The organism is Phaeobacter porticola (assembly GCF_001888185.1).
Classification (GTDB): domain Bacteria; phylum Pseudomonadota; class Alphaproteobacteria; order Rhodobacterales; family Rhodobacteraceae; genus Phaeobacter; species Phaeobacter porticola.
Genome location: NZ_CP016364.1, coordinates 915,234 through 936,544, shown reverse-complemented (window position 1 = coordinate 936,544; position 21,311 = coordinate 915,234). Strand labels below are relative to the sequence as shown.

Genomic DNA, 21,311 nt, shown 5'->3' with positions numbered 1-21,311 from the left:
TCATTGCCCGCCTGCGTTCAACTGCCTGATCCGCCACCAGTCCTCGACGGCGTTCTGTGTCATTCGTACTGTGGGACGCGCGGCCAGACGCATATCCACAGCCGCCACGTCGCGCTCCAGAAGATCGCGCACTTCGCTCACCGCGATCACCCGTTCCAGCGCCGAAACCGGCTTTTCGGCGGGCAGCATGATGCGTTGCCCACGATCCAGAACCAGATCCCAGCGGCGCTCTCCGATACGTACAAGACCGCGCATCCGCGGGCCCAAAGGTTTGGCCACGGAAAAGAGGTGCAGCGCCTGTTCGATTGCCTGATCCGCACCTCGACCCGCCACCAACGGCAGATCGGGGTGCATATTGCGCGCGCCCAGTTCTGCGACATGAACGCCCGTGTCATCCAGCAGGGCCAGCCCTTCGTGGCTGCGCCAGACCACAGCTGGCTGCCGTTCTTCGACGGTGATTTGCAACACGCCCCCCGGACGGATGCGCACGTCGGCGGATTTCACCGGGTCCAGGCCAATGATTTCATCCCGGATCTGGGTCAGCTCCAGATCAAAAGAGCTGATCGGAAAATCAATGGGCACCACTTCGCGAATATCGTCGTCAACACTGGCGCCAGCCCCGTCAATGGCCATCACATTGACCATGAATTCTGGACGTTCTTCGATCGAAGCCCGCAGATCGTTGATCATCACCTGCACCCGGTCACGCCGCGCTTCATCCGCCATAAAGCCAGCACCCGCAACAAACACCAGACAAAAAGGCACCCCGAACCGAAGGCCAAAGCGAATGCCCGGCGTCAGCATCCAGCGCTGAATACGATAGGTCAGCCGGGACGGCGCCGGATCGGGGCGCCCCTCGCGGGATTTGCGGAAGCGACCGATTAGCGAAGGCATGTTGCATCCTCGACCAGCCAGGCGCAAAGCTGCCCGAATGTCATACCGCTATGTTCCGCCTGCTCGGGCGTCAGCGAAGTCGGCGTCATGCCGGGCTGGGTGTTGGTCTCCAACAGGATCAGACCTTCGGCGCCGCGCGCCTCATCCCAGCGGAAATCAGTCCGGCTGATCCCGCGGCAGCCCAGCGCATCGTGGGCCTTCACCGCATAATCAAGGCAAAGCGCAAAGATCTCTTCGGGGATGTCCGCAGGCAGCACATGACGCGAGCCGCCGGGCTTGTATTTGGCGTCATAGTCGTACCAGCCATCAGTCAGGATATCCGTCACCGTCAGCGGCTTGTCACCAAGCACCGTGGTGGTCAGCTCACGCCCCGGGGCAAAGCTTTCGACCATCACCTCATCGGGCATATCCTCCGACAGCTGCGGCGGACCATTGGCGACCGCATTCACCAGATAAACACCGACGCTGGAGCCTTCGTTGTTGGGTTTCACCACATAGGGCGGCGCCATCACATGCCGCGCAATCACCTCGGTCTTGGAATAGATGCCACTTTCGACAACCGGCAGACCAGCGGCGCGGTAAATGGATTTGGCCCGCTGCTTGTCCATCGCCAAAGCCGACGCCAGCACACCAGAATGGGTATAGGGGATGCCCATCCACTCCAACAGACCCTGCACGCAGCCATCTTCGCCCCAACGCCCATGCAGCGCGTTGAACACAACATCCGGGCGATCCGCCTGCAAACGCGCGGCAAGATCCGGACCCGCGTCCAGTTCTGTAACCTGATATCCCTCGTCCCGCAGCGCGGCGGCGCATTCACGCCCAGTCGACAAAGACACCTCGCGCTCCGCCGAGGGGCCACCCATCAATACCGCCACTTTCGGGAGTGTCCTGCTCGACTTACCCACGACAAGTGCCTCAAATCTTATGGGGCTTTGCGCCCCTTGTTGTCAGGGCCATGAAAGACCCCAATTTTCACAGATCCTGCGACCTGTTTTTTGCATTGCGAGGCGACTGACCTGCACTGCCCGCACCAATGTGGTGTGCTGTCACCACATTAACGTCTTAAACGTTACCGGCCCGTTAACAGTGCCTTTACCAAGATCGCGCTTTTCCAATTCACCTGCCACTGCGATTCCCAAAGCGGCATCACGCTGATCAAGGGTAACACCCTGAAAAACATGGCCTTTATTGGCTATTTGGAAAGCGGATCCCCCACCCGCATGATTTCCCATTCTAGCGTTATGCCTGAATTGGCGTAAACCTTTTTTCTGACATCTTCGCCCAATCCCTCAAGATCTGCGGCAGATGCGCCACCTGCGTTAATCAAGAAATTGGAATGTTTCTCGCTCATCTGTGCGCCGCCACGGCACGCACCGCGCATTCCGGCATCGTCGATGACTTTCCAGGCCTTCAGATCATGGACATCATCGGCCTGACCGGTCGATGAGAACCCCGCTGGATTGCGAAAAGTTGACCCAGCTGAACGATCCTTGGTTGGCTGTGTCGCATCGCGCTTGGCCAGCTGATCTTCCATCCGCGCATGTAACATTGCAGGATCACCTTGGGGGCCGCGCAATACTGCGGACACCAACACCGCTCCCTCGGGCAGATCGCTTTGACGATAGGCAAAATTCAGATCATCGCCACGAAGGGTGACAACCTCACCGCTGCGCAGCACCAAGGTCGCGGATTTAAACACATCGGCCATATAGCTGCCATAGCAGCCGGCATTCATACGCACAGCGCCCCCGATGGAGCCGGGAATGGTACGCAGAAATGTCAGATCAATGCCTGCATCTGCCGCCTTGCGCGCCACATGCGCATCCAGTGCCGCGGCACCGGCCACCACCGTGTCGCCCTCAACCTCAATCGTGTTGAACCCACGCCCCAGCCGGACCACCAGCGCCCGCAATCCGCCATCGCGCACGATCAGATTGGAGCCAACTCCAATGGGAAACACCGGCACCGAAGGATCGAGGCTGCGCAAAACATCTGCCAGATCTTCAATATCGGCGGGCTGGAACAGATAATCCGCAGGACCGCCAACACGCAGCCACGTCAGATCCGCAAGTGATCTGCCCTGGGTAACGCGACCGCGCGTTTTCGGGAGGTCGATTTCAATATGCGCTGCCATCGTGTCTTCTGCCCCCAGTACCAGCCTGCCTGCGAGCACATCCCGTAGACCAGGTGGCCGACGAAATAAAGGTTTATCATATGGTGGTCATCATGATCATGATCTCCAGCAAACCGATAGATCAGCCAACAGCCTGAAGCCAGCCAAAGACCGGCCATAATGCGAGCAGCGCCAACCTTATTGCTCCGCGCAAGCCTGTAAAATGCGACCATCCACGCCACGCCACATGCCAACCAAACAAACACGATCAATGTCAACATTGCACATCTCCAGAAGCAAGCCTCAACCCAGTGCTGGGCCAAGGGAAGTCAACTAAACCAGGGCGTGAATGTGTAACCGAGGAGTTAAAACAAAAAGTTAACTAGGGTCCGATGATAACATTTACCTGTGCATCAGCCGATGGCGCAGCCACCGACCCAGATAGATCACCGGCCAGCGCAGCATTGACATGCCAACGAACAACGCCGCCAAGCCCCACCAAGGGCCATTCTGATAGGTCACATAGCCCAGCAGCGGGATACCAAGGGCAATTAACGCATAGGCCCGCGTCCAGTGATTATCACGGCTGGGGATCATCGCCAGCACATTGGCAACCACCACCCAAAGACAGGCCAGAATAAGCGACAGCGTCATTTGCCCGCCTCCGATCCCGGCACCGACCGCAGGCGTGACAGGCCATGACACAATGGGCGGCGAAACATCGACAACACCGCAAAGACCCCAAAGGCGGCGGCAAACCAGCCATGGTCCCGCCCCAGCAGATAGATTAGCACCGGTGCCACGGCGGCCAGTGCAATCCCCGGCCCCCGCTGCCAGCGAACCGGCAGCGCGGCCACAGCGGTGGCGATAAACACCCAAAGAACTGCGGCCAGCAGGCTCAGCATTGTATGACCTCAGCCTTCGGGCCAACCGCCCGCTTATATGAGATCACGCCAGTCACCGTCAGCCCTGCAACCGCTCGGGCAGGCCGTTGGCCCAGGCGCTGATGGTGCCTGCCCCAAGGCAGACCACCATATCGCCGGGTCGCGCCTGTTCGCGCACCAGGCGTTCCAGATCCGCCTCGTCCAGCAGAGCGCGCGCGTGGCGGTGGCCATGGCGGATCAGACCGGCCACCAGATCATCGCGCCCCGCACCCTCGATCGGATCTTCACCAGCGGCAAAGACCTCGGCGATGGCGACAACATCAGCCTCATTGAAACAGGCACAGAAATCTTCAAACAGGCTGGACAGGCGCGAATAGCGGTGCGGCTGATGCACGGCAATTACGCGGCCATCGCAGGCCTGACGCGCGGCTTTCAGCACGGCGGTGATTTCAACCGGGTGGTGGCCGTAATCGTCAATGATGGTCACACCATCCACTTCGCCCACCTTGGTGAAGCGGCGGTTCACCCCGCCAAAGGCGGCCAGCGCCTCGCGGATCTCACTGCTTTTCATGCCCAGGTGGCGCGCAACGGCCACAGCGGACAAAGCGTTGGAGACATTGTGATCCCCCGGCATCGGCAGGGTGCAGCCCTCAATCACGCGATCCTCGGCCTGTAGATGAATATCAAAATGCGCCACGCCCGCCTTGTAGGTCAGGTTGGTCGCCCGCACATCCGCCTGCGCATTGAACCCATAGGTCACGACCCGGCGGTCGGTGATCCGGCCTACCAGCGCCTGCACTTCGGGATGATCGGTGCAGCAGACCGCGACGCCATAAAACGGGATGTTGGAGACAAAGTCATAAAACCCATCCCGCAACGTATCGAAATCGCCCCAATGTTCCATATGCTCAGGGTCGATATTGGTCACAACCGCGATGGTCGCAGGCAGGCGGTTGAATGTGCCGTCGCTCTCGTCGGCTTCAACCACCATCCATTCGCCCTGCCCCATCCGCGCGTTGGAGCCATAGGCGTGGATGATGCCGCCATTCACAATCGTCGGATCGAAATGCCCCGCCACCATCAGCTCTGCCATCATGGTGGTGGTGGTGGTCTTGCCGTGGGTGCCTGCAATGGCAATGTTCGATTTGAGCCGCATCAGCTCGGCCAGCATTTCGGCCCGGCGCACCACCGGCAGACCACGCAGGCGGGCCTCGTCCAGTTCGGGATTGCCCGGTTTGATCGCCGAGGAAATGACCACAACCGCCGCGTCTTCCAGATTTTCTGCCGCCTGCCCGACAAAGATCCGCGCGCCCAGCTCTTCCAGCCGGTTGGTGATCTTTGACGCCTTCAGATCCGAGCCCTGCACAACATAGCCGAGATTGAGCAGCACTTCGGCGATACCGGACATGCCGATGCCGCCGATCCCAACAAAATGGATCGGGCCCACATCACCGGGGAGTTTGGTCGCAGGGTTCATGTCATTCCTTCCTCGGACAGCTGTTCAACAAGCCCCACCAGCCGCTCGGTCGCATCGGGAATACCCACTTGCAAGGCGGCCCGCGCCATCTGACTGGCACCATCGGGATTGCTGAGAACCGCGCTCATTTGCTCTGTCAGAGCGGAAACGTCAAGGGCGCTCTCCGGGATCAGGATGGCAGCTCCGGCATCCACCAGCCCACGGGCATTGGCGCTCTGGTGATCTCCAGCCGCTGCGGCAAAGGGGATCAGGATCGACGGACGGCCAATCACCGCGATATCCGCAACCGACGACGCACCGGAGCGCGAGATCACCAACTGTGCCTCCGACATCCGCGCGGGCACATCGGCAAAGAAGGGCTGCACATCCGCCGAAATCCCATGTTCGGCGTAGAATTGCGTCACCCGCGCGCCATCCTCATCGCGAGCCTGATGGGACACGCGCAACCGGCTGCGCAACGCTTCGGGCAGAGCGGCAATTGCCCCCGGCACCACATCCGACAGAATCCGCGCGCCCTGGCTTCCGCCCATCACCAGCACCGACATCGGGTAATCACCGGGTGGGATATAACCGGCCCCTGCCCGTTCAAGAACAGCTGCGCGCACCGGGTTGCCGACATGCACGCCATCGACACCTTCCGGCAGATCCGTCGGCCAGACGCCACAGGCCACCCCGGCCACGCGCGTTGCGAACAGCTGATTGACCCGGCCCAGCACGCCGTTTTGTTCGTGGATCATACGCGGCAGTTTCAGCAGCGTCGCCGCCCCCAGCGCCGGAATCGACGGATAGCCGCCGAATCCCACCACCACATCGGGCCGGTCGCGCCGCATCTGCAGCGCCATGCGTGCGACACCCGCCGCGATCTTCGGCGCCACCATCGCCTTGGCCAGCACCCCGCCACGTGCGAATGTGGCCGAAGACACCTCGGTGATTTCTGTCGTGTGGGGATAGCCGCCGGTGTAGCGCGCACCGCGCGCGTCGGTGGACAGCTTCACCCGCCAGCCACGTCGCAGCATCGCCTCGGCGAGCGCCTGCGCCGGAAACATGTGGCCGCCTGTGCCCCCCGCCGCCATCAAGAGCAGTTTCTGCGCCATTGTTGCTTCGTCTTTCTATGTCTGCTCGTCATTGCCCGGCTTAGATCCGCACAGGCCCATGGTAACTCGTATCGGCAGCAGTATGTGGCCGCGTCAGCGCCCCCGGCTATGCCCATGACCGTGGCCACGCAGGAAATCTGCAATCTCGCCCTGTGGGCGCGCCCGCGTAAACGCCAGCAGCATGCCAACCGCAATACCACCTGCAATCAGCGAGGACCCCCCGTAACTGACAAACGGCAGCGTCATCCCCTTGGCCGGCAACAGCCGTACAGCAACGCCCATATTGATCATCGCCTGCACCCCAAAGGTGCAGACCAGCCCGGTGCCCGCTAGACGGATGAACGTGTCCCGTTCCCGCATAAGGCGGAACAGCGACCGCGCCACCACAGCCGCGTACAGCAGGATCAGGATCACCACGAGCACAAGCCCGTATTCCTCGGCCGCGACTGCAATGATGAAGTCGGTATGGGCATCGGGCAACGACCATTTGACCTCGCCCTCGCCGACCCCAACCCCAAACAACCCGCCTTCACGGATCGCATTGGTGGCATAGCCCATCTGGGTGGTCGGGTCGATTTCGGGGTTCAGAAAGCCATCAATTCGGCGGGCGAAATGTTCAGAACTGGAGTAGGCAAAAACGCCACCCAAAACGACAACCGCTGCCATCACAACAAGCAGCAGCATCGGCGCCCCGGCCACGAAATACATCACCCCCCAACCAAATAGCACCAGACAGGCCTGACCAAAATCAGGCTGCATCACCAGCATCAGCACCACCGTCAGGCACAGGCCAAATGACATCAGCGTGCCAGGAGGGCCGTTGATTTGTCGGCTGGCCGCAATCATCCAGGCGGCCACGACGATAAATCCCGGCTTCAGAAATTCCGACGGCTGCACCGAGGCAAAACCCAGCGAATACCAGCGTGTCGCCCCTTTGCCAAAATCGGTACCAAAGACCGGCAGCAACGCCAGCGCCACAAAGGCCCCGATAAAGCCGATCACCGCAAGGCGGCGCACCAGCGTTGGAGACATCATCGAGGTGACCACCATTGCCACCAAGGCGGTGACGCCAAAAATGGCCTGCCGTTCGACATAGTGAAAATTGTCAAACCCGTTGCGCTCGGCCAGTGGCACCGAAGCCGCAAGCCCAAGCAACAATCCGATGACAAACAGGATCAGGATGCAGGACATGGTCCATTTATCCAATGTCCGCCACCATTTCGGAAGAATCGGCTCTCCCGTTTGCGCGGGGAGCGCGCCATAGACCATTTCAGTCATGGATATACCGCCACTAATCTGCCTCGTGATCCGTCCCGTTTTCGGGATCGTTAGGCAAACAGTAACCGGAAACTTTGCCTCAGGCCAGTCTCTTCCTCTTGCCTTTGGCGGTTATCCGCGCCTATGGGCGGACATGACCTATGAAACCGTTATCCTTGGTGCCGGTGCGGCCGGCATGATGTGCGCAACCCGTTCCGGTGCCGGCACGCTGGTAATTGATCACGCCAAGGCTCCGGGCGAGAAAATCCGCATCTCAGGCGGCGGGCGCTGCAATTTCACCAATATGTATGCCAGCCCCGAAAACTACCTGTCGCAGAACCCGCATTTCTGCAAATCGGCGATGGCGCGCTACACCCAGTGGGATTTCATCGAGCTGGTGGACCGTCATGGCATTGCCTGGCACGAAAAGACCCTCGGCCAACTGTTCTGCGATGGCTCGGCCAAGCAGATTGTCGCAATGCTGGTGCAGGAAATGCAGGCCGCAGGGGCAGAGCTTTGGTTGCAAACCAGCATCACGTCTGTTGACCGGACCGCAGAGGGCTATCGCATCAAGGTCACGCGTGAAGGCCAGACAACAACCCTGAACGCCCGCAATCTGGTACTGGCCACTGGCGGCAAGTCGATCCCCAAGATGGGCGCAACCGGTCTGGCCTATGATCTGGCACGCCAATTTGACCTGCCACTGACGGACACCCGACCTGCTCTGGTGCCTTTCACCTTTTCCGAAGACCGTTTCAAAGCTCTCGCAGGCGTCGCTTTGCCCGCACGGCTCTCCAACGACCGCACCAGTTTCGACGAGGCGCTGTTGTTCACTCATCGCGGCCTCTCTGGCCCGTCGGTGTTGCAACTGTCATCCTACTGGCGCGAGGGGGAGCAGATCAGCGTCAATCTGATCCCTGAAACACCCGTGTTTGACCTCTTACGCAGCCAACGTCAGGAGGCCGGGCGCAAGGCTCTGACCACCGAACTCGCCCGCCACCTGCCCGGGCGGCTGGTGGATTTCCTGGCGCCAGAGTTTGACCTCAATGGGCGACTGGCAGATCAATCCGACGCGGCCTTGCGCAATCTCAGCGACCGCTTGGAAAACTGGCCCCTCACCCCCTCCGGCAGCGAAGGGTATCGCACGGCAGAGGTCACCCTTGGCGGGATCGACACCGACGCGCTGTCGTCAAAAACCATGGAATCCAAAACCATTCCCGGCCTTTATGCCATTGGCGAGGCAGTTGATGTGACCGGCTGGCTCGGTGGCTACAACTTCCAATGGGCCTGGGCCTCTGGGGTAGCCGCAGGCAGCGCAATCGCAGCCCGCAGCTGAGCCAAACCGCCCGCCTGCGGCTTGACATTCGCGCCCGTATATTCGTTTAGTTATCATGATAACTCATTAAGGAGCCTTTTCATGACAACGCAATTTCAGCTTATCGCCAAAATCACCCCGAAGCCTGAGCATATGCAGGACGTCCGCGACAGCCTCACCAGCATCCTAGCCCCCACTCGCGCCGAACCCGGCTGCCTGAAATTCAACCTGCTTGAGGGCCGCAGCGGCGATTGTTTCTATCTGGATGAGGAATGGACCAGCGACGACGCCCTCGCTGCCCATTACGAGATGGATTACATCAAACCGATCTTTGCCAAATATGAAAATTGGCTGGCGGCCCCGGCTGAGATCCACAAGATGACCGCGCTGGCCTGACCGCATGTTCTTCCTCAAGGAGCTGCCCTCCCGTCAGATGGTCGAACGCTACGTAGAAGCCTATGGCAGTGACCCGGCGCTCATCAGTGATGCGCTGCTGATGATGCGCCGGGCCAGCCTGCTGATCCGCAAGCTGGAAACCTATTTCGCAGGTCACGGGCTGTCGCAGCTGCGGTTTCTTGTGCTGATCGTCATCGACCGCGAACCGGATCGCCAATGGCTTAGCCCGAATGAAATCGCGCAGCGGATTGATGTCTCGAAACCGGTGATGACCCGCACGCTGCACGCGCTGCAGGCAGACGGGCTGGTTCGCATCACCGCAAGCGAGACCGATGGCCGCTCCAAGGAGGTGAGACTGTCCCCCGACGGCCATACGCGACTGCAGGCCACTCTGCCCGAATATTACCAGATCCTATCAAAGGAGATGGCGCAATCCGCGCCTGGGTAGATATCAGTCCCAGACTGAACCTGCCCGCCCTTGCGCATTCAATCCTAAATGAACATCCGGTTGCTTGGCGTCACACCGCGCGTGTAGGTGCAGAATGTATCATGCGCCTGCGGCGTGGTGGTGTGCATCTTGATATTGGTGATGACCTCTACGGCCCCCGCCGCGAGACAGGCGGCCTCGGCTTGTTTCACAATCTCCAGAAGCTGATCACGCTCCCCCTGCATGGTGGTCTCCATCGCGCCAACTTGAAAAGGAACGCCGGAGGCTTTCACCACATCAATGGCCCTGTCCACCACTTCAAAGTTGTTGCCTTCCCGCAGACGGGGAATGACCTGAAAGGCCAGCATCACAGTGGTCTTCGTCTCAGTCGGTTCAGTCATCAGATATTTTCCATTTCCACAGCGAGGGCGTCAGCCCCGCAGCTTTGCCACCTCAGCGATGAAATCCTCGCCGCGTTGCTCGAAGTTGTCGTATTGGTCAAAGCTCGCCGCCGCAGGGGCCAGCAGAACCGTATCGCCCGTCTCTGCCTCGGCGCTGGCGCGGGCGACGGCTTCGGCCATGGTGATACAGACCTCTGCCTCCACATCCAGCTGCATGGCAAAGCCCGCCGCCTCGCGGCCGATGACATAGGCCTTGCGCACCTTGCCAGTCTGGCCACGCAGGGCCTCCAGCCCGCCGTCTTTCTCCAGCCCGCCGCAGATCCAGCGGATATTGTCAAAGGCGCTCAAGGCCTTCACCGCACTATCAAGGTTGGTGGCCTTGCTGTCATTCACATAGCGCACGCCTGCGTGGGTCGCGATGGTCTGGCTGCGGTGCGGCAGGCCCGGATAGCTCGCCAGTGCGTCCTCGATCAGACGGGGCGCAAGACCCAGCGCCCGCGCCGCCGCATAGGCCGCACAGGCGTTCTGATGGTTATGCGCCCCCGGCAGCCCCTGCATCTGGCGCAGATCAATCGACGCCGCCTGTCGGCCCTTGCGGTATTCGCTCAGGAACCCCTTGCGGGCAAAGACCTGCCAGCCCGGGCCGGTCAACTTCTGACTGGCCGAGACACGAATGACGCGATCGTCGCTAGAGGCCTCTGCCAGTTGGCCCGCCAGATACAGCCCCTCATCCTCGTCCACGCCAATGATCGCACGGTCCGGCCCGCCTTCGGCAAACAGCCGTCGCTTGGCCGCGAAATAGCCGCCCATGCCCGCGTGCCGGTCCAGATGATCGGGGCTGAGGTTGGTGAAGACCGCCACATCCGGCGTCAGGGCGCGGGCCAGATCGGTCTGATAGCTCGACAGCTCCAGCACCACGATGCCGCCGGATCCCGGCGGATCAATGTCCAGCACACCACGCCCGATATTGCCCGCCAGCTGGCTCTCGCGTCCGGCCTCCTGCAGGATGTGGTGCAGCAACGCCACCGTGGTCGATTTGCCGTTAGAGCCAGTGACCGCCACAATACGCGGCGCCTGATCGAACCGTTCCCAGCCCCGCGTCGCAACCGAGCGGAAGAACAGCCCGATGTCATTGTCCACCGGCACACCCGCGACCATCGCCGCGCGGATCACCGGATTGGGTTTGGGATAGAGATGCGGAATACCCGGCGAGACGACCAGCGAGGCGATGTCATCAAACGCCCCGGCTTTCAGCAGATCGCGGCAGACAAACCCCTCCACCTCGGCCCGCGCCCGCGCGCCAGGGTTGTCGTCCCAACAGACAGGCTCCGCCCCGCCTTCGCGCAGCGCCCGAGCGGTGGCAAATCCCGACCGGCCCAGCCCCAAAACGGCGACCTTTGCGCCCTCAAAACCTGTAACAGGGATCATTGCCCAACCTCCCGCAAAACCTTTGATCAAATCGCTAACCGATCCATGGAACCAATGCCAGTCCCGTCGCGTTGACAAATGGTCCGGCACGTCTGAAACCTCTGCCAAAGGAAGGGAGTATCCAATGGCTGCAAAGTTACAGCGCGTCCTTGACGAGATCAGCCAGCAGATGCGGGCCAGCACCGATTGGGGCGAGGTTGCCAGCTATATTCCCGAACTGGGCGAGGTGCGCCCCGATCAGTTTGCAATCAGCGTGGCAACGGCCGATGGCGGGCTGTTCAGCGCCGGTGATTTCCAGACACGGTTTTCCGCCCAAAGTATCACCAAAGTGTTCACCCTTGCCATTGCCTTGGGGCGCGCGGGGGATCAGCTGTGGCACCGGGTTGGCCGCGAACCCTCCGGCACGGCCTTCAACTCCATCGTGCAGCTGGAGCATGAACAGGGACGCCCGCGCAATCCCTTCGTCAATGCCGGTGCCATTGTCACCACAGATGAGGTGCTGGCCGGACGTGAACCGCGCGAGGCGCTGGCGGAATTCCTCGGCTTCGTGCGCGCCGCGGCAGAAGATGACGACATCCATATCAACGCCGATGTGGCGCGTTCGGAAACCGCCCATGGTCACCGCAACGCGGCCCATGCTCATTTTCTGGCCTCCTTTGGCAACCTCAAGAACCCGCCGGAAAAGGTGCTGGGCACCTACTTCCATCATTGCGCCACCGAGATGACAACCCAGCAGCTGGCCAAGGCAGGCCGCTTCCTGATCGGCACCGGAAGTTATCCCCGGATGGTGTCCCTGGACCGGGTGCGACGGCTCAATGCGCTGATGCTGACCTGCGGACATTATGATGGGTCCGGTGAATTTGCCTATCGCGTGGGCCTGCCCGCCAAAAGCGGTGTGGGCGGCGGCATCCTCGGCGTTGTGCCGGGACAGGCGAGCATCGCCGTCTGGTCGCCGGGATTGAACCGCAACGGCAATTCCAAACTGGGCACCGAAGCGATGGAGCAACTGGCCCGTGAAATGGACTGGTCAGTCTTTTAGGCGCGCGTTGCCGTCCCTGCGTTCGCAGCCCTTAGGATCCTTTCAGGTGACACCGCTAACCTAGCCCCGTTGCAACACAAAGATCAGGAGACCGCCCCCCATTTTCAGCCCCACCAAGGCTGCGGGGGGTCCGCACAGGCCGACAGACGGAGATGACCCCTAGCAAAGGTCATCCAGCCTCCGCCCCTCCGGCGGCGCCGCCTTCTTTGCACTAAAAAAACCGCCCAAGGCATTTTCAGCCCCGAGCGGTTTCAAATATCAGACCAGATCGGCACACCGTCCCGCAGGATAGCCTGCGTGGCGGCAATCCAACGTGACTTAGCGCACTTTCAGGGTCGCCAGACCAATCATCGCAAGGATCAGCGAGATGATCCAGAAACGGATCACGATGGTCGGCTCCGCCCAGCCCTTTTTCTCATAGTGGTGATGGATCGGTGCCATCAGGAACACCCGCTTGCCCGTGCGCTTGAAGTAGAGCACCTGAATGATCACCGACAGCGCCTCCACCACGAACAGCCCGCCTACAATTGCCAGCACCAGCTCATGTTTGGTGACCACCGCGATGGCCCCCAGCGCGCCGCCCAGAGCCAATGACCCGGTATCGCCCATGAACACCGCTGCCGGCGGCGCATTGTACCACAGGAAGCCAAGACCACCGCCGAACAGCGCCGCGGCAAAGATCAGGATTTCCCCGGTGCCAGGCACGTAATGCACATCCAGATATTCGGTGAAGTCGACGCGCCCCACCGCATAGGCGATCACGCCCAGGGTCGAGGTGGCAATCATGACCGGCATGATCGCCAACCCATCAAGACCATCTGTCAGGTTCACAGCATTGGCCGTACCGACGATCACACAGATGGAAAACGGAATATAGAACAGACCCAGATTGATCAGCGTGTCCTTGAACACCGGCAGTGCCAGCTGATTCTGCAACTCAACCGGATGATAGGCCGAGGCCCAGACGGCAGCGATCACCGCAATGGTGATCCCCAGCGCCAGCCGCAGCTTGCCCGGCACGCCGGCCGTGTTCTGCTTGGAGACCTTGGCATAGTCATCAGCAAAGCCGATCAGCGCAAAGGATAATGTGACAAACAGCACCAGCCAGACAAACGGGTTGTCCCAGCGCGCCCAGAGCAGCGTCGCGGTCATCAGCGCGCCGACGATCAGCAGCCCACCCATGGTGGGTGTGCCCGCCTTGGCCAGATGCCCCTCAGGCCCATCGTCGCGGATCGGCTGGCCCTTGCCCTGCTTGCGGCGCAGCACGTTGATCAGTGGTGGGCCAAACAGAAACCCAAACAGAAGCGCCGTCAAAAACGCCCCACCCGCGCGAAAGGTGATGTAGCGGAAGAGGTTGAAGAGATCCCCCCCATCCGACAGCGCGGTTAACCAATAGAGCATGTCAGCCGGTCCTCAGTTCATCAGAATTTAGAAAGTGGCCTCGCCATGGCCCAATTCGCGGATGCCGTCAACAACCTTGGCCAGCGCCATGCTCAGCGACCCCTTGGCCAGAACCACATCCCCCGCCGCGATCTGACCCGCCAGATCGGCGCAAGCGTCGGTGCTGGTGGCGTAGTGCCCGCCACGTTTGTTCGCAGGCAATGCCGCGTGCAGCGCGCCCATCAGCGGACCGATGCAATGAATTTCATCCAAGGCCTGTACTGCATCCAGATCGGCCAGATCGCTGTGCAGTCGCTGTTCCTGCGCCCCCAGTTCCTTCATGTCGCCGAGGTAGGCAATGCGCCGCCCGGTGCAAGGCGTCGCCGCCAGCACCGCCAGTGCCGCCGCGACCGAGGTCGGATTGGCGTTGTAACTGTCATCCAGCAGCAAAATTTCGCCCCGATCCGCACCGAGGCTAATGGTTTCACGCGCCCCGCGTCCGGTGACCGGCGACCAGAGCGACAAGCTAAGAACCGCGCGCGCCAAATCCAGCCCCAGCGCATCCAGACAGGCCAATGCACCAAGGGCGTTCATCGCAAAATGCGCGCCAAGAGATTGGACACGCAGAGTAAGCGTCTGTTCCCGCGCCTGCACCTCGGCCTGTGTTTCTTCACCGCGCAGATCCATGGAGGTCAGGAGATAGTCGGACCGGCTGTCGCCAGTAGCACTGCCAAACCAGCGTGCCTCAATCCCCAGCGCCTGCGCAGCTGCGCGCAGCATATGCGCCTCGGCAATATCTGCATTCAGCACGGCAACACCGCCCAGCTCCAGCCCCTCCATGATGGCGGCCTTCTCGGTGGCGATGCCTTCGATCCCGTCAAAGGCCTCAAGATGCACCGGCGCCACGGTTGTCACCATCGCCACATGCGGACGCGCCTGTTTCGCAAGCGGGCTGATCTCACCGGGATGATTCATGCCAATCTCAATCACCGCAAATTCGGTGTCACGCGGCATCCGCGCCAGTGTCAGCGGCACGCCCCAGTGGTTGTTATAGCTGGCAACAGCGGCATGGGTGCGCCCCTGATCGGACAGCATCCGTGCCAGCATTTCCTTGGTCGAGGTCTTGCCGACCGATCCGGTCACCGCAATCACCCGCGCGTCTGTGCGCGCACGACCGGCCCGCCCAAGGGCCTCAAGTGCTGTCTGAACGTCATCCACCAGCAAGAGCGGCGCATCGTCGGCGACCCCTTCGGGCCTGCGCGAGACCAGCGCAGCCCCGGCGCCCTTGTCCAGCGCTTGCGCCACAAATTCATGACCATCACGCGCAGCCTTCAACGCCACAAACAAATCGCCGTCAGCGATGCTTCGGGTGTCGATGGAAATGCCATCAACGCGCCAATCGCCAATCGCCTTGCCACCGGTGGCCGCTGCCGCCTCAGCTGCGGTCCAAAGCGTCATACCAGCCTCCCGTCCAGAGCTGCGACCGCCATGCTGGCCTGTTCAACATCATCAAAGGGCAGCACATCTGTGCCCACAGCCTGGCCCGTCTCGTGACCCTTACCGCAGATCAGCAAGGCATCCCCTGGCCCCAGCGCATCAACACCGCGCAAAATCGCCTCGGCACGATCCCCGACCTCAACAGCATCAGGAGCGCCGCCCTTGACCGCGGCACGGATCACCGCCGGATCCTCGCTGCGCGGATTGTCATCGGTGACGATCACCAGATCGGCATTGGCCTGCGCCGCCTGCCCCATCAGCGGACGTTTGGCCGCATCACGATCACCACCGGCGCCGACAATGGCCACCAACCGGCCCAGCACATGCGGGCGCAGCGCTTTGATCGCGGTGGCCACCGCATCTGGTGTATGGGCGTAATCCACAAACACCGTCGCGCTGTTCTCACGCGTGGCCGCCAGCTGCATGCGGCCGCGTACCGTCTGCAAATGTGGCAGGGTTTCAAACACCGCCTCCGGGTCTTCGCCACTGGCGATCACCAAACCGCAAGCCAGAAGGATGTTTTCTGCCTGAAAACCGCCAATCAGATTGAGACGGGTCTGGAACGGGCGGTCATGCCAGTTGAACCGCATGTCCTGCCCGGACGCATCATAGCGCGCACCAACAAGACTCAGGTCGCCCAGACCACGCCCAATAGAGATCACCTCTTGTCCACGCGCGGCCGCCACGGCGCGCATCTCTGCACCACGCGGATCATCCATATTGATCACCGCAACCCCGTCATCCGGCAACACCCGGCGGAACAACCCGGCCTTGGCGGCGAAATACATCTCAAAGCTCTCGTGGTAGTCGAGATGGTCCTGGGTGAAATTGGTGAACCCTGCCGCCGCCAGATGCACACCGTCCAAACGGCGCTGCTCCAGCCCATGCGACGACGCCTCCATCGCGGCGTGGGTCACCCCGACTGCCGCAGCTTCTGACAGCGCGTCGTGCAGAGTGATCGGCTCAGGGGTGGTATGGTTGAGCGGATGACTCCAGGCCCCTTCGACGCCAGTGGTGCCCAAGTTTACCGCCATATGGCCAAGCTGAACCCAGATCTGACGCACAAAGCTGGCGACCGAGGTTTTCCCGTTGGTGCCGGTCACCGCCACCACGGTCTGCGGCTGCGCGCCAAACCAGAGTGCGGCGGCATAGGCCAATGCCTGCCGCGGATCTTCGACCACCACCAGCGCAACATGGCTGTTCTTCAACAGGGCAGCAGCAATCTCTGCGCCCGCTGTATCCGTGAGGATCGCGGCAACATCATTGCCCAATGCGGCGGGGATAAATTTGGCCCCGTGTACCTGGCTGCCGGGCAAGGCGGCAAACAGACCGCCCTTTACCGTTTTGCGGCTGTCCACCGCAATGCCATGGATCATTGGATCAACACCGCCGCGAGCGGTCAGCCCCAGCTGGCTAAGAGGACGGTTTTCAATGGTGCGCATAGCAACCCCACCTGTTCAGTTTGAGGTGAGGGTTATAGCAGCCAGGTCATCGGGTTCAACTTGTGGCCGCAACCCAAGAAGCGGGGCAATCCGGCCAATCATCTCACCAGCGACCGGAACCGCGGTCCACCCCGCCGAACGACGTTCTTCCCCATGTGCGACAACCGAAGGTTCGTCCAGCGTGACGATCAGCACATATTTTGGATCATGGGCCGGAAACATCGATGCAAAAGTGGCGATCACCTTACTGTCGTAATAGCCGCCGCGCGGTTTCGGTTTATCCGCCGTACCGGTCTTGCCGCCCACCTGATAGCCCGGCACCTCGCCAAAGGAGGCAGTGCCGCTGGTCACAACCTTGCGGAGCATCGCGCGGGCATCGTTTGCGGCGTGATCGGACATAACACGATCGCCCAGTTGGGGGGCCGTTTGGCGCAGAATGGTCGGGCTGACATAGCGCCCGCCATTGGCAATCGCCGCGTAACCGGCCGCCAAATGCATCGGGCTGGTGGACAGCCCGTGACCGTAGGAAATCGTCACCGTGCTCAGCTCTCCCCATTTGCGGGGTTTTAGCGGCTTGCCGCCTGCGGCTTCGGCAATTTCAATCGGCGTCGGCTCAAACATGCCCATCGAGCGCAAGAAATCCTGCTGCCGCTCGGCACCGATTTGCAGTGCCAGACGTCCGGTGCCCCGGTTGGAGCTGTGAACGATGATATCGGCCACGCTCAGCTTGCCATAGTTTTTGTTGTTGAACTCGCCAATCGGAAACCGCCCGATCCGCATTGGACCGGAGGTGTCGATAATGGTTTCGGAATTCACAATTCCCAGATCAACAGCCTGTGCCGCCGTAAAGATCTTGAAGGTCGACCCAAGCTCGTAAACGCCTTGCACCGCACGATTAAACAGCGGGCTGGCAGAGGGGTCGAAACCAGAGGTCGGCGGACGCGGGCGGTCATTGGGATCGAAATCCGGCAACGACACCACCGAAATCACCTCGCCCGTATAGACATCCATCAGAATCGACGTCGCGCCTTTGGCATTCATCAGCTTCATGCCGCCCAGCAACACCTGTTCGGACGCGGCCTGCACCGTCAGATCAAGGGACAGCTGCAACGGTCGGCCGCCATTGGCCGGGTCGCGCAGATAATCGTCAAACTGCTTTTCGACACCGGCAACACCGATCACCTCAGCGGCGCTGACGCCTTCCTTGCCGAACCCAGCCCCCCCCAGAACATGGGCAGCCACGCTGCCGTTTGGATAGAGCCGCATTTCGCGTGGACCGAACAAAAGACCCGGATCGCCGATGTCATGCACGGCCTGTTTCTGCTCGGGGCTGATTTTCTTTTTGATCCAGACGAACTTGCGCCCGCCGGTGAAATCCTTGATCAACCGGTCGTGTTCCAGGTCGGGAAAAATCTCAACCAGGCGCTGCGCGGCACCTTCTGCATCCACCATCTGGGGTGGCTGTGCATAGAGCGAATGCGTTTCAAAATTGGTTGCGAGAATACGCCCTTGCCGGTCAACGATGTCAGCGCGCTGCATCGCAATCGCACTGCCCGGCGCACTGGCCACAGGTTCAACCGGCTCGGATGTGGCGAGGGTCGCCATCCGCACGCCAACGGCCGTGAACGCACAGAGGAAGAACATTCCCAACACCAACAACCGCCCTTCGGCGCGCTGGCGCGATTGGGTCTGCATTTCGGCATGGCGCAGTTGCAGGTTTTCGCGCTCGATCACATCCGGGTTCTCGCCACGCGCACGGGCGGTCAGGATACGGGCAAGCGGGCGCAGCGGCGTGCGGATCATGGGAAGGTCCCCGTCGTGGTCTGTCCCTTGGCCCCCAGCGACGACACCTCGACCCCATTGGTGAAATCCAGCACGTCTTCATCCGGGGGATATGCAACCTCGTCCACGCTTCCGAATTGCTCCGGGCGCAACGGCAACAAATTCAGACGATCAAAGTTCAGGTCGGCCAATTCCCGCAGCCGGTCAGGCCGGTTGAGATAGGCCCATTCGGCACGCAGCACGCTGAGACGGACCTGAACGGCCCCGATCTGGCGTTGCAGTCCGCGGGTTTCCTTTAGCACCTGTTGTGTCGTGTAATTCTCGCGGTAGGCCCAGAACGCCAGCCCCAGGACTGCCAAGGAAGCCATGACATAGAGTAGCGATTTCATGACCGTTTTTCTCTCAACTGCGGCATTCCGATATCTTTGGCGCTGATGTCAATCGGCGCGGCCTCTGTGCGGCATCCAACCCGCAGGCGCGCAGAGCGCGAGCGCGGGTTTTCGGCCAGCTCGTCATCATCCGGGCCCACGGCCTTGCGTGTCACCAGGGTGAATTGCAGCGGTGTTTCCTCAATTTCGGGCGCGTAGCGATTGGCGCGGCCGGTTTTGCCCGCGCGGTGCTGGAAGAAGCGTTTGACCATCCGGTCCTCAATCGAGTGGAAGGTCACAACCGCCAGCAATCCACCGGGTTTCAGCGCGCGTTCAGCAGCCAAAAGCCCCTCGAACAGCTCTTCATATTCGGCGTTCACCGCAATGCGCAGCGCCTGAAAGCTGCGGGTGGCTGGATGCGACTGACCGGGTTTGCCGCGCGGCAGGCAATGTTCGATGATGCCCGCCAGTTGCAACGTTGTGGTAATCGGCGCCTCGCTGCGGGCTTTGACGATGGCACGGGCAATACGGCGGCTGGCGCGTTCTTCGCCAAAAAGGAACAGGATATCTGCCAGCTCCGCCTCGTCCAGGTCCGCCACAAGATCCGCAGCTGAGGGACCATCCTGCGACATCCGCATGTCCAAAGGCCCGTCGCGCATGAAGGAGAAGCCGCGTTCGGCCAGGTCCAGCTGCATGGAGGAGACACCAAGATCGAGGACGACGCCGTCGAGATCCTGCGCATAGTCGTCCATGCGGGAGAACACACCCTGTTGCAGGGTCAGGCGGCCAGCATAGTCGCCAACCCAGCTTTCGGCCATTTCAAAGGCCAGAGGATCGCGGTCCACGCCGATAACATGATCAGCCCCCGCCTCTAGCAGGCCCCGGCTATAGCCCCCGGCCCCAAAGGTGCCGTCAAGCCAGCGACCAGAGACAGGCGCCACCGCTTTCAGCAAGGGGCGTAAAAGGACCGGTACGTGAGGACCGGTTGAGGTTGGACGGTCCGTTGTCATGGATCAAGCGCCTCCGGCGCTATCGAGGAACTCCATCGGATCGAAACCTTCGGGCAGATCTTCCATCCACTCTTCGGATTTCGCCAGCTCTTCCTCGTCGTATGTTTCAGGCTTCCAGATCTGGAAGGTGTCACCGGCACCAATGAAAAACGCCATGGCTTCCAGATCAATCTTGTTGCGCAGCTTAGCGGGCAGAACCAGACGCCCGGTTTCATCCACATTGGTCGGGAAAGATTGACCGTGGAACATGCGCTGCAACATTTTGCGCGGCATCGAGCCACGCGGCAAGGCATCAATTTTGGCATCGACTTCGTCGATGGCCTCCATCGTGTAACATTCCAGAAAATTGCGGCGCTGGTCGCCATAGACGATCACCAGTTCGGGACTGCCACCAGACTGCCAGTTGGGATCACCCGCCTCCAGAACACGGCGAAAGGAGGCTGGAATCGACACCCGCCCCTTCGTATCCACCTTATGGTGGCTTTCACCTCTGAACCTGCGGCCCAATCTATCGTCCTTTTTTCAGCGTCCCTCGTGCCGAAGCTATCCCCAGAAGCAAAAGGGGCGGGCTGATCTGCTGCCACTGATCAACCCGCCTCCCTAATCCCGACATGCGGGGTGTCCGACTGCGCGCGCCACCTGGGGGGATGTCTGCTCGCTCGCGCGCCGGATCTCTCTATTTTCGATGAAAGCGAAGGCCTGTATGAAACCTGCTTCTTAGTAGTCTTGGTTGGGGTCGTTTGGTGCCCCTGCTCTTCGTCTCATTCGATGAACTAGGGATACTATGGGAATACATGGGCGACAACTGTTTTCTGTAGACCCTACCGCCGCATCTAGGTAACGAAGCGCCGATTCTTGTGATGAAATCAAAGACAAAACCTATTTGTGGGTTAAATCATCGCAAAAGACACCACATATAGCTAAGAGTGAGGTGTCGAAAAAAGTTCCATGATTTCCCAGAGAGATCATGCTTGAGATCAAGGAATCGCAATGTTCGCGCATCGTTCCACCTGCGGTTCGCGCTTTAGCCATCGAAGATGTGGTGATTTCGCCGATTTCATCCCGAGATCAGCCAGAAACGGCCCAGTGATTCGGAGAAATCAC

The 21,311-nt window shown here is 60.8% G+C and carries 22 protein-coding genes; 5 read left to right on the top strand and 17 right to left on the bottom strand.

Going from position 1 to position 21,311, the window contains the following annotated elements:
* From PhaeoP97_RS04615 to ftsW, 8 genes are all read right to left on the bottom strand, one after another.
* Positions 1 to 894, bottom strand: coding sequence for a cell division protein FtsQ/DivIB (locus tag PhaeoP97_RS04615; protein ID WP_072504078.1), 894 nt, complete (start codon positions 892 to 894; stop codon positions 1 to 3).
* The gene (locus tag PhaeoP97_RS04610) at positions 882 to 1,802 is read right to left on the bottom strand and encodes a D-alanine--D-alanine ligase (RefSeq protein ID WP_072504077.1); all 921 of its coding nucleotides are present in this window, start codon (positions 1,800 to 1,802) and stop codon (positions 882 to 884) included. The genes PhaeoP97_RS04615 and PhaeoP97_RS04610 overlap by 13 nt, the downstream gene beginning before the upstream one ends.
* Positions 1,803 to 2,089: 287 nt before the next feature.
* Positions 2,090 to 3,031 (bottom strand): UDP-N-acetylmuramate dehydrogenase, encoded by a 942-nt coding sequence (murB, locus tag PhaeoP97_RS04605; RefSeq protein WP_072504076.1) that lies wholly within the window; start codon positions 3,029 to 3,031, stop codon positions 2,090 to 2,092.
* A 381-nt stretch (positions 3,032 to 3,412) separates the two neighbouring features.
* Positions 3,413 to 3,664, bottom strand: a complete 252-nt coding sequence (locus PhaeoP97_RS04600; RefSeq protein ID WP_072504075.1) for a DUF2484 family protein — start codon at positions 3,662 to 3,664, stop codon at positions 3,413 to 3,415.
* Positions 3,661 to 3,915 (bottom strand): DUF2484 family protein, encoded by a 255-nt coding sequence (locus PhaeoP97_RS04595; protein WP_072504074.1) that lies wholly within the window; start codon positions 3,913 to 3,915, stop codon positions 3,661 to 3,663. Before PhaeoP97_RS04595 ends, PhaeoP97_RS04600 begins: the two co-directional genes overlap by 4 nt.
* A gap of 58 nt (positions 3,916 to 3,973) precedes the next feature.
* Positions 3,974 to 5,371, bottom strand: a complete 1,398-nt coding sequence (gene murC, locus PhaeoP97_RS04590; protein WP_072504073.1) for a UDP-N-acetylmuramate--L-alanine ligase — start codon at positions 5,369 to 5,371, stop codon at positions 3,974 to 3,976.
* Positions 5,368 to 6,465 carry a UDP-N-acetylglucosamine--N-acetylmuramyl-(pentapeptide) pyrophosphoryl-undecaprenol N-acetylglucosamine transferase gene (locus PhaeoP97_RS04585; protein ID WP_072504072.1) on the bottom strand — a complete coding sequence of 366 codons (1,098 nt, stop codon included), beginning with the start codon at positions 6,463 to 6,465 and terminating at the stop codon, positions 5,368 to 5,370. The genes murC and PhaeoP97_RS04585 overlap by 4 nt, the downstream gene beginning before the upstream one ends.
* 93 nt (positions 6,466 to 6,558) lie before the next feature.
* Positions 6,559 to 7,743 (bottom strand): putative lipid II flippase FtsW, encoded by a 1,185-nt coding sequence (gene ftsW, locus PhaeoP97_RS04580; RefSeq protein WP_072504071.1) that lies wholly within the window; start codon positions 7,741 to 7,743, stop codon positions 6,559 to 6,561.
* Positions 7,744 to 7,876: 133 nt separating this feature from the next.
* On the opposite strand from ftsW, the gene PhaeoP97_RS04575 reads away from it, so the two are divergent.
* The 3 genes from PhaeoP97_RS04575 to PhaeoP97_RS04565 all read left to right on the top strand — a co-directional run bounded on the left by PhaeoP97_RS04575 (position 7,877) and on the right by PhaeoP97_RS04565 (position 9,881).
* On the top strand, positions 7,877 to 9,058 hold the full coding sequence (locus PhaeoP97_RS04575) for a BaiN/RdsA family NAD(P)/FAD-dependent oxidoreductase (protein ID WP_072504070.1): 1,182 nt from the start codon (positions 7,877 to 7,879) through the stop codon (positions 9,056 to 9,058).
* Positions 9,059 to 9,139: 81 nt separating this feature from the next.
* Entirely contained in the window at positions 9,140 to 9,433 is a 294-nt protein-coding gene (locus PhaeoP97_RS04570; protein WP_040174194.1) for a putative quinol monooxygenase, read from the top strand.
* A 4-nt stretch (positions 9,434 to 9,437) separates the two neighbouring features.
* Positions 9,438 to 9,881: a MarR family winged helix-turn-helix transcriptional regulator gene (locus tag PhaeoP97_RS04565; RefSeq protein WP_072504069.1), complete on the top strand. Its 444-nt coding sequence runs from the start codon at positions 9,438 to 9,440 to the stop codon at positions 9,879 to 9,881.
* A gap of 44 nt (positions 9,882 to 9,925) precedes the next feature.
* Here the strand turns inward: PhaeoP97_RS04565 and PhaeoP97_RS04560 are convergent, their stop codons facing one another.
* Entirely contained in the window at positions 9,926 to 10,261 is a 336-nt protein-coding gene (locus tag PhaeoP97_RS04560) for a thiamine-binding protein (protein WP_072504068.1), read from the bottom strand.
* A 30-nt stretch (positions 10,262 to 10,291) separates the two neighbouring features.
* Positions 10,292 to 11,689, bottom strand: a complete 1,398-nt coding sequence (gene murD / locus PhaeoP97_RS04555) for a UDP-N-acetylmuramoyl-L-alanine--D-glutamate ligase (protein WP_072504067.1) — start codon at positions 11,687 to 11,689, stop codon at positions 10,292 to 10,294.
* 124 nt (positions 11,690 to 11,813) lie between these two features.
* Here murD and PhaeoP97_RS04550 point away from each other — a divergent pair, with 124 nt between their 5' ends.
* Positions 11,814 to 12,728 (top strand): glutaminase, encoded by a 915-nt coding sequence (locus PhaeoP97_RS04550; RefSeq protein WP_014879519.1) that lies wholly within the window; start codon positions 11,814 to 11,816, stop codon positions 12,726 to 12,728.
* Positions 12,729 to 13,046: 318 nt separating this feature from the next.
* On the opposite strand, the gene mraY is transcribed toward PhaeoP97_RS04550, so the two are convergent.
* The 7 genes from mraY to mraZ are packed head-to-tail and all read right to left on the bottom strand — an operon-like array spanning position 13,047 to position 20,714.
* Positions 13,047 to 14,129, bottom strand: a complete 1,083-nt coding sequence (gene mraY / locus PhaeoP97_RS04545) for a phospho-N-acetylmuramoyl-pentapeptide-transferase (RefSeq protein ID WP_072504066.1) — start codon at positions 14,127 to 14,129, stop codon at positions 13,047 to 13,049.
* A gap of 27 nt (positions 14,130 to 14,156) precedes the next feature.
* On the bottom strand, positions 14,157 to 15,566 hold the full coding sequence (locus PhaeoP97_RS04540) for a UDP-N-acetylmuramoyl-tripeptide--D-alanyl-D-alanine ligase (RefSeq protein ID WP_072504065.1): 1,410 nt from the start codon (positions 15,564 to 15,566) through the stop codon (positions 14,157 to 14,159).
* Positions 15,563 to 17,047 (bottom strand): UDP-N-acetylmuramoyl-L-alanyl-D-glutamate--2,6-diaminopimelate ligase, encoded by a 1,485-nt coding sequence (locus tag PhaeoP97_RS04535; RefSeq protein ID WP_072504064.1) that lies wholly within the window; start codon positions 17,045 to 17,047, stop codon positions 15,563 to 15,565. The genes PhaeoP97_RS04540 and PhaeoP97_RS04535 overlap by 4 nt, the downstream gene beginning before the upstream one ends.
* Before the next feature lie 15 nt (positions 17,048 to 17,062).
* Positions 17,063 to 18,850 (bottom strand): peptidoglycan D,D-transpeptidase FtsI family protein, encoded by a 1,788-nt coding sequence (locus PhaeoP97_RS04530; protein ID WP_072504063.1) that lies wholly within the window; start codon positions 18,848 to 18,850, stop codon positions 17,063 to 17,065.
* Positions 18,847 to 19,218: a cell division protein FtsL gene (ftsL, locus tag PhaeoP97_RS04525; protein WP_072504062.1), complete on the bottom strand. Its 372-nt coding sequence runs from the start codon at positions 19,216 to 19,218 to the stop codon at positions 18,847 to 18,849. The genes PhaeoP97_RS04530 and ftsL overlap by 4 nt, the downstream gene beginning before the upstream one ends.
* A complete protein-coding gene (gene rsmH / locus PhaeoP97_RS04520) occupies positions 19,215 to 20,207 on the bottom strand; it encodes a 16S rRNA (cytosine(1402)-N(4))-methyltransferase RsmH (protein ID WP_072504061.1) in 993 nt (330 codons plus the stop codon). Before rsmH ends, ftsL begins: the two co-directional genes overlap by 4 nt.
* Positions 20,208 to 20,210: 3 nt before the next feature.
* Positions 20,211 to 20,714 (bottom strand): division/cell wall cluster transcriptional repressor MraZ, encoded by a 504-nt coding sequence (gene mraZ / locus PhaeoP97_RS04515; RefSeq protein ID WP_072504060.1) that lies wholly within the window; start codon positions 20,712 to 20,714, stop codon positions 20,211 to 20,213.
* A 460-nt stretch (positions 20,715 to 21,174) separates the two neighbouring features.
* On the opposite strand from mraZ, the gene PhaeoP97_RS20785 reads away from it, so the two are divergent.
* Complete coding sequence (locus PhaeoP97_RS20785; RefSeq protein ID WP_257786528.1) at positions 21,175 to 21,297, top strand: hypothetical protein; 123 nt, start codon at positions 21,175 to 21,177, stop codon at positions 21,295 to 21,297.
* The last annotated feature ends 14 nt before the right edge of the window (positions 21,298 to 21,311 follow it).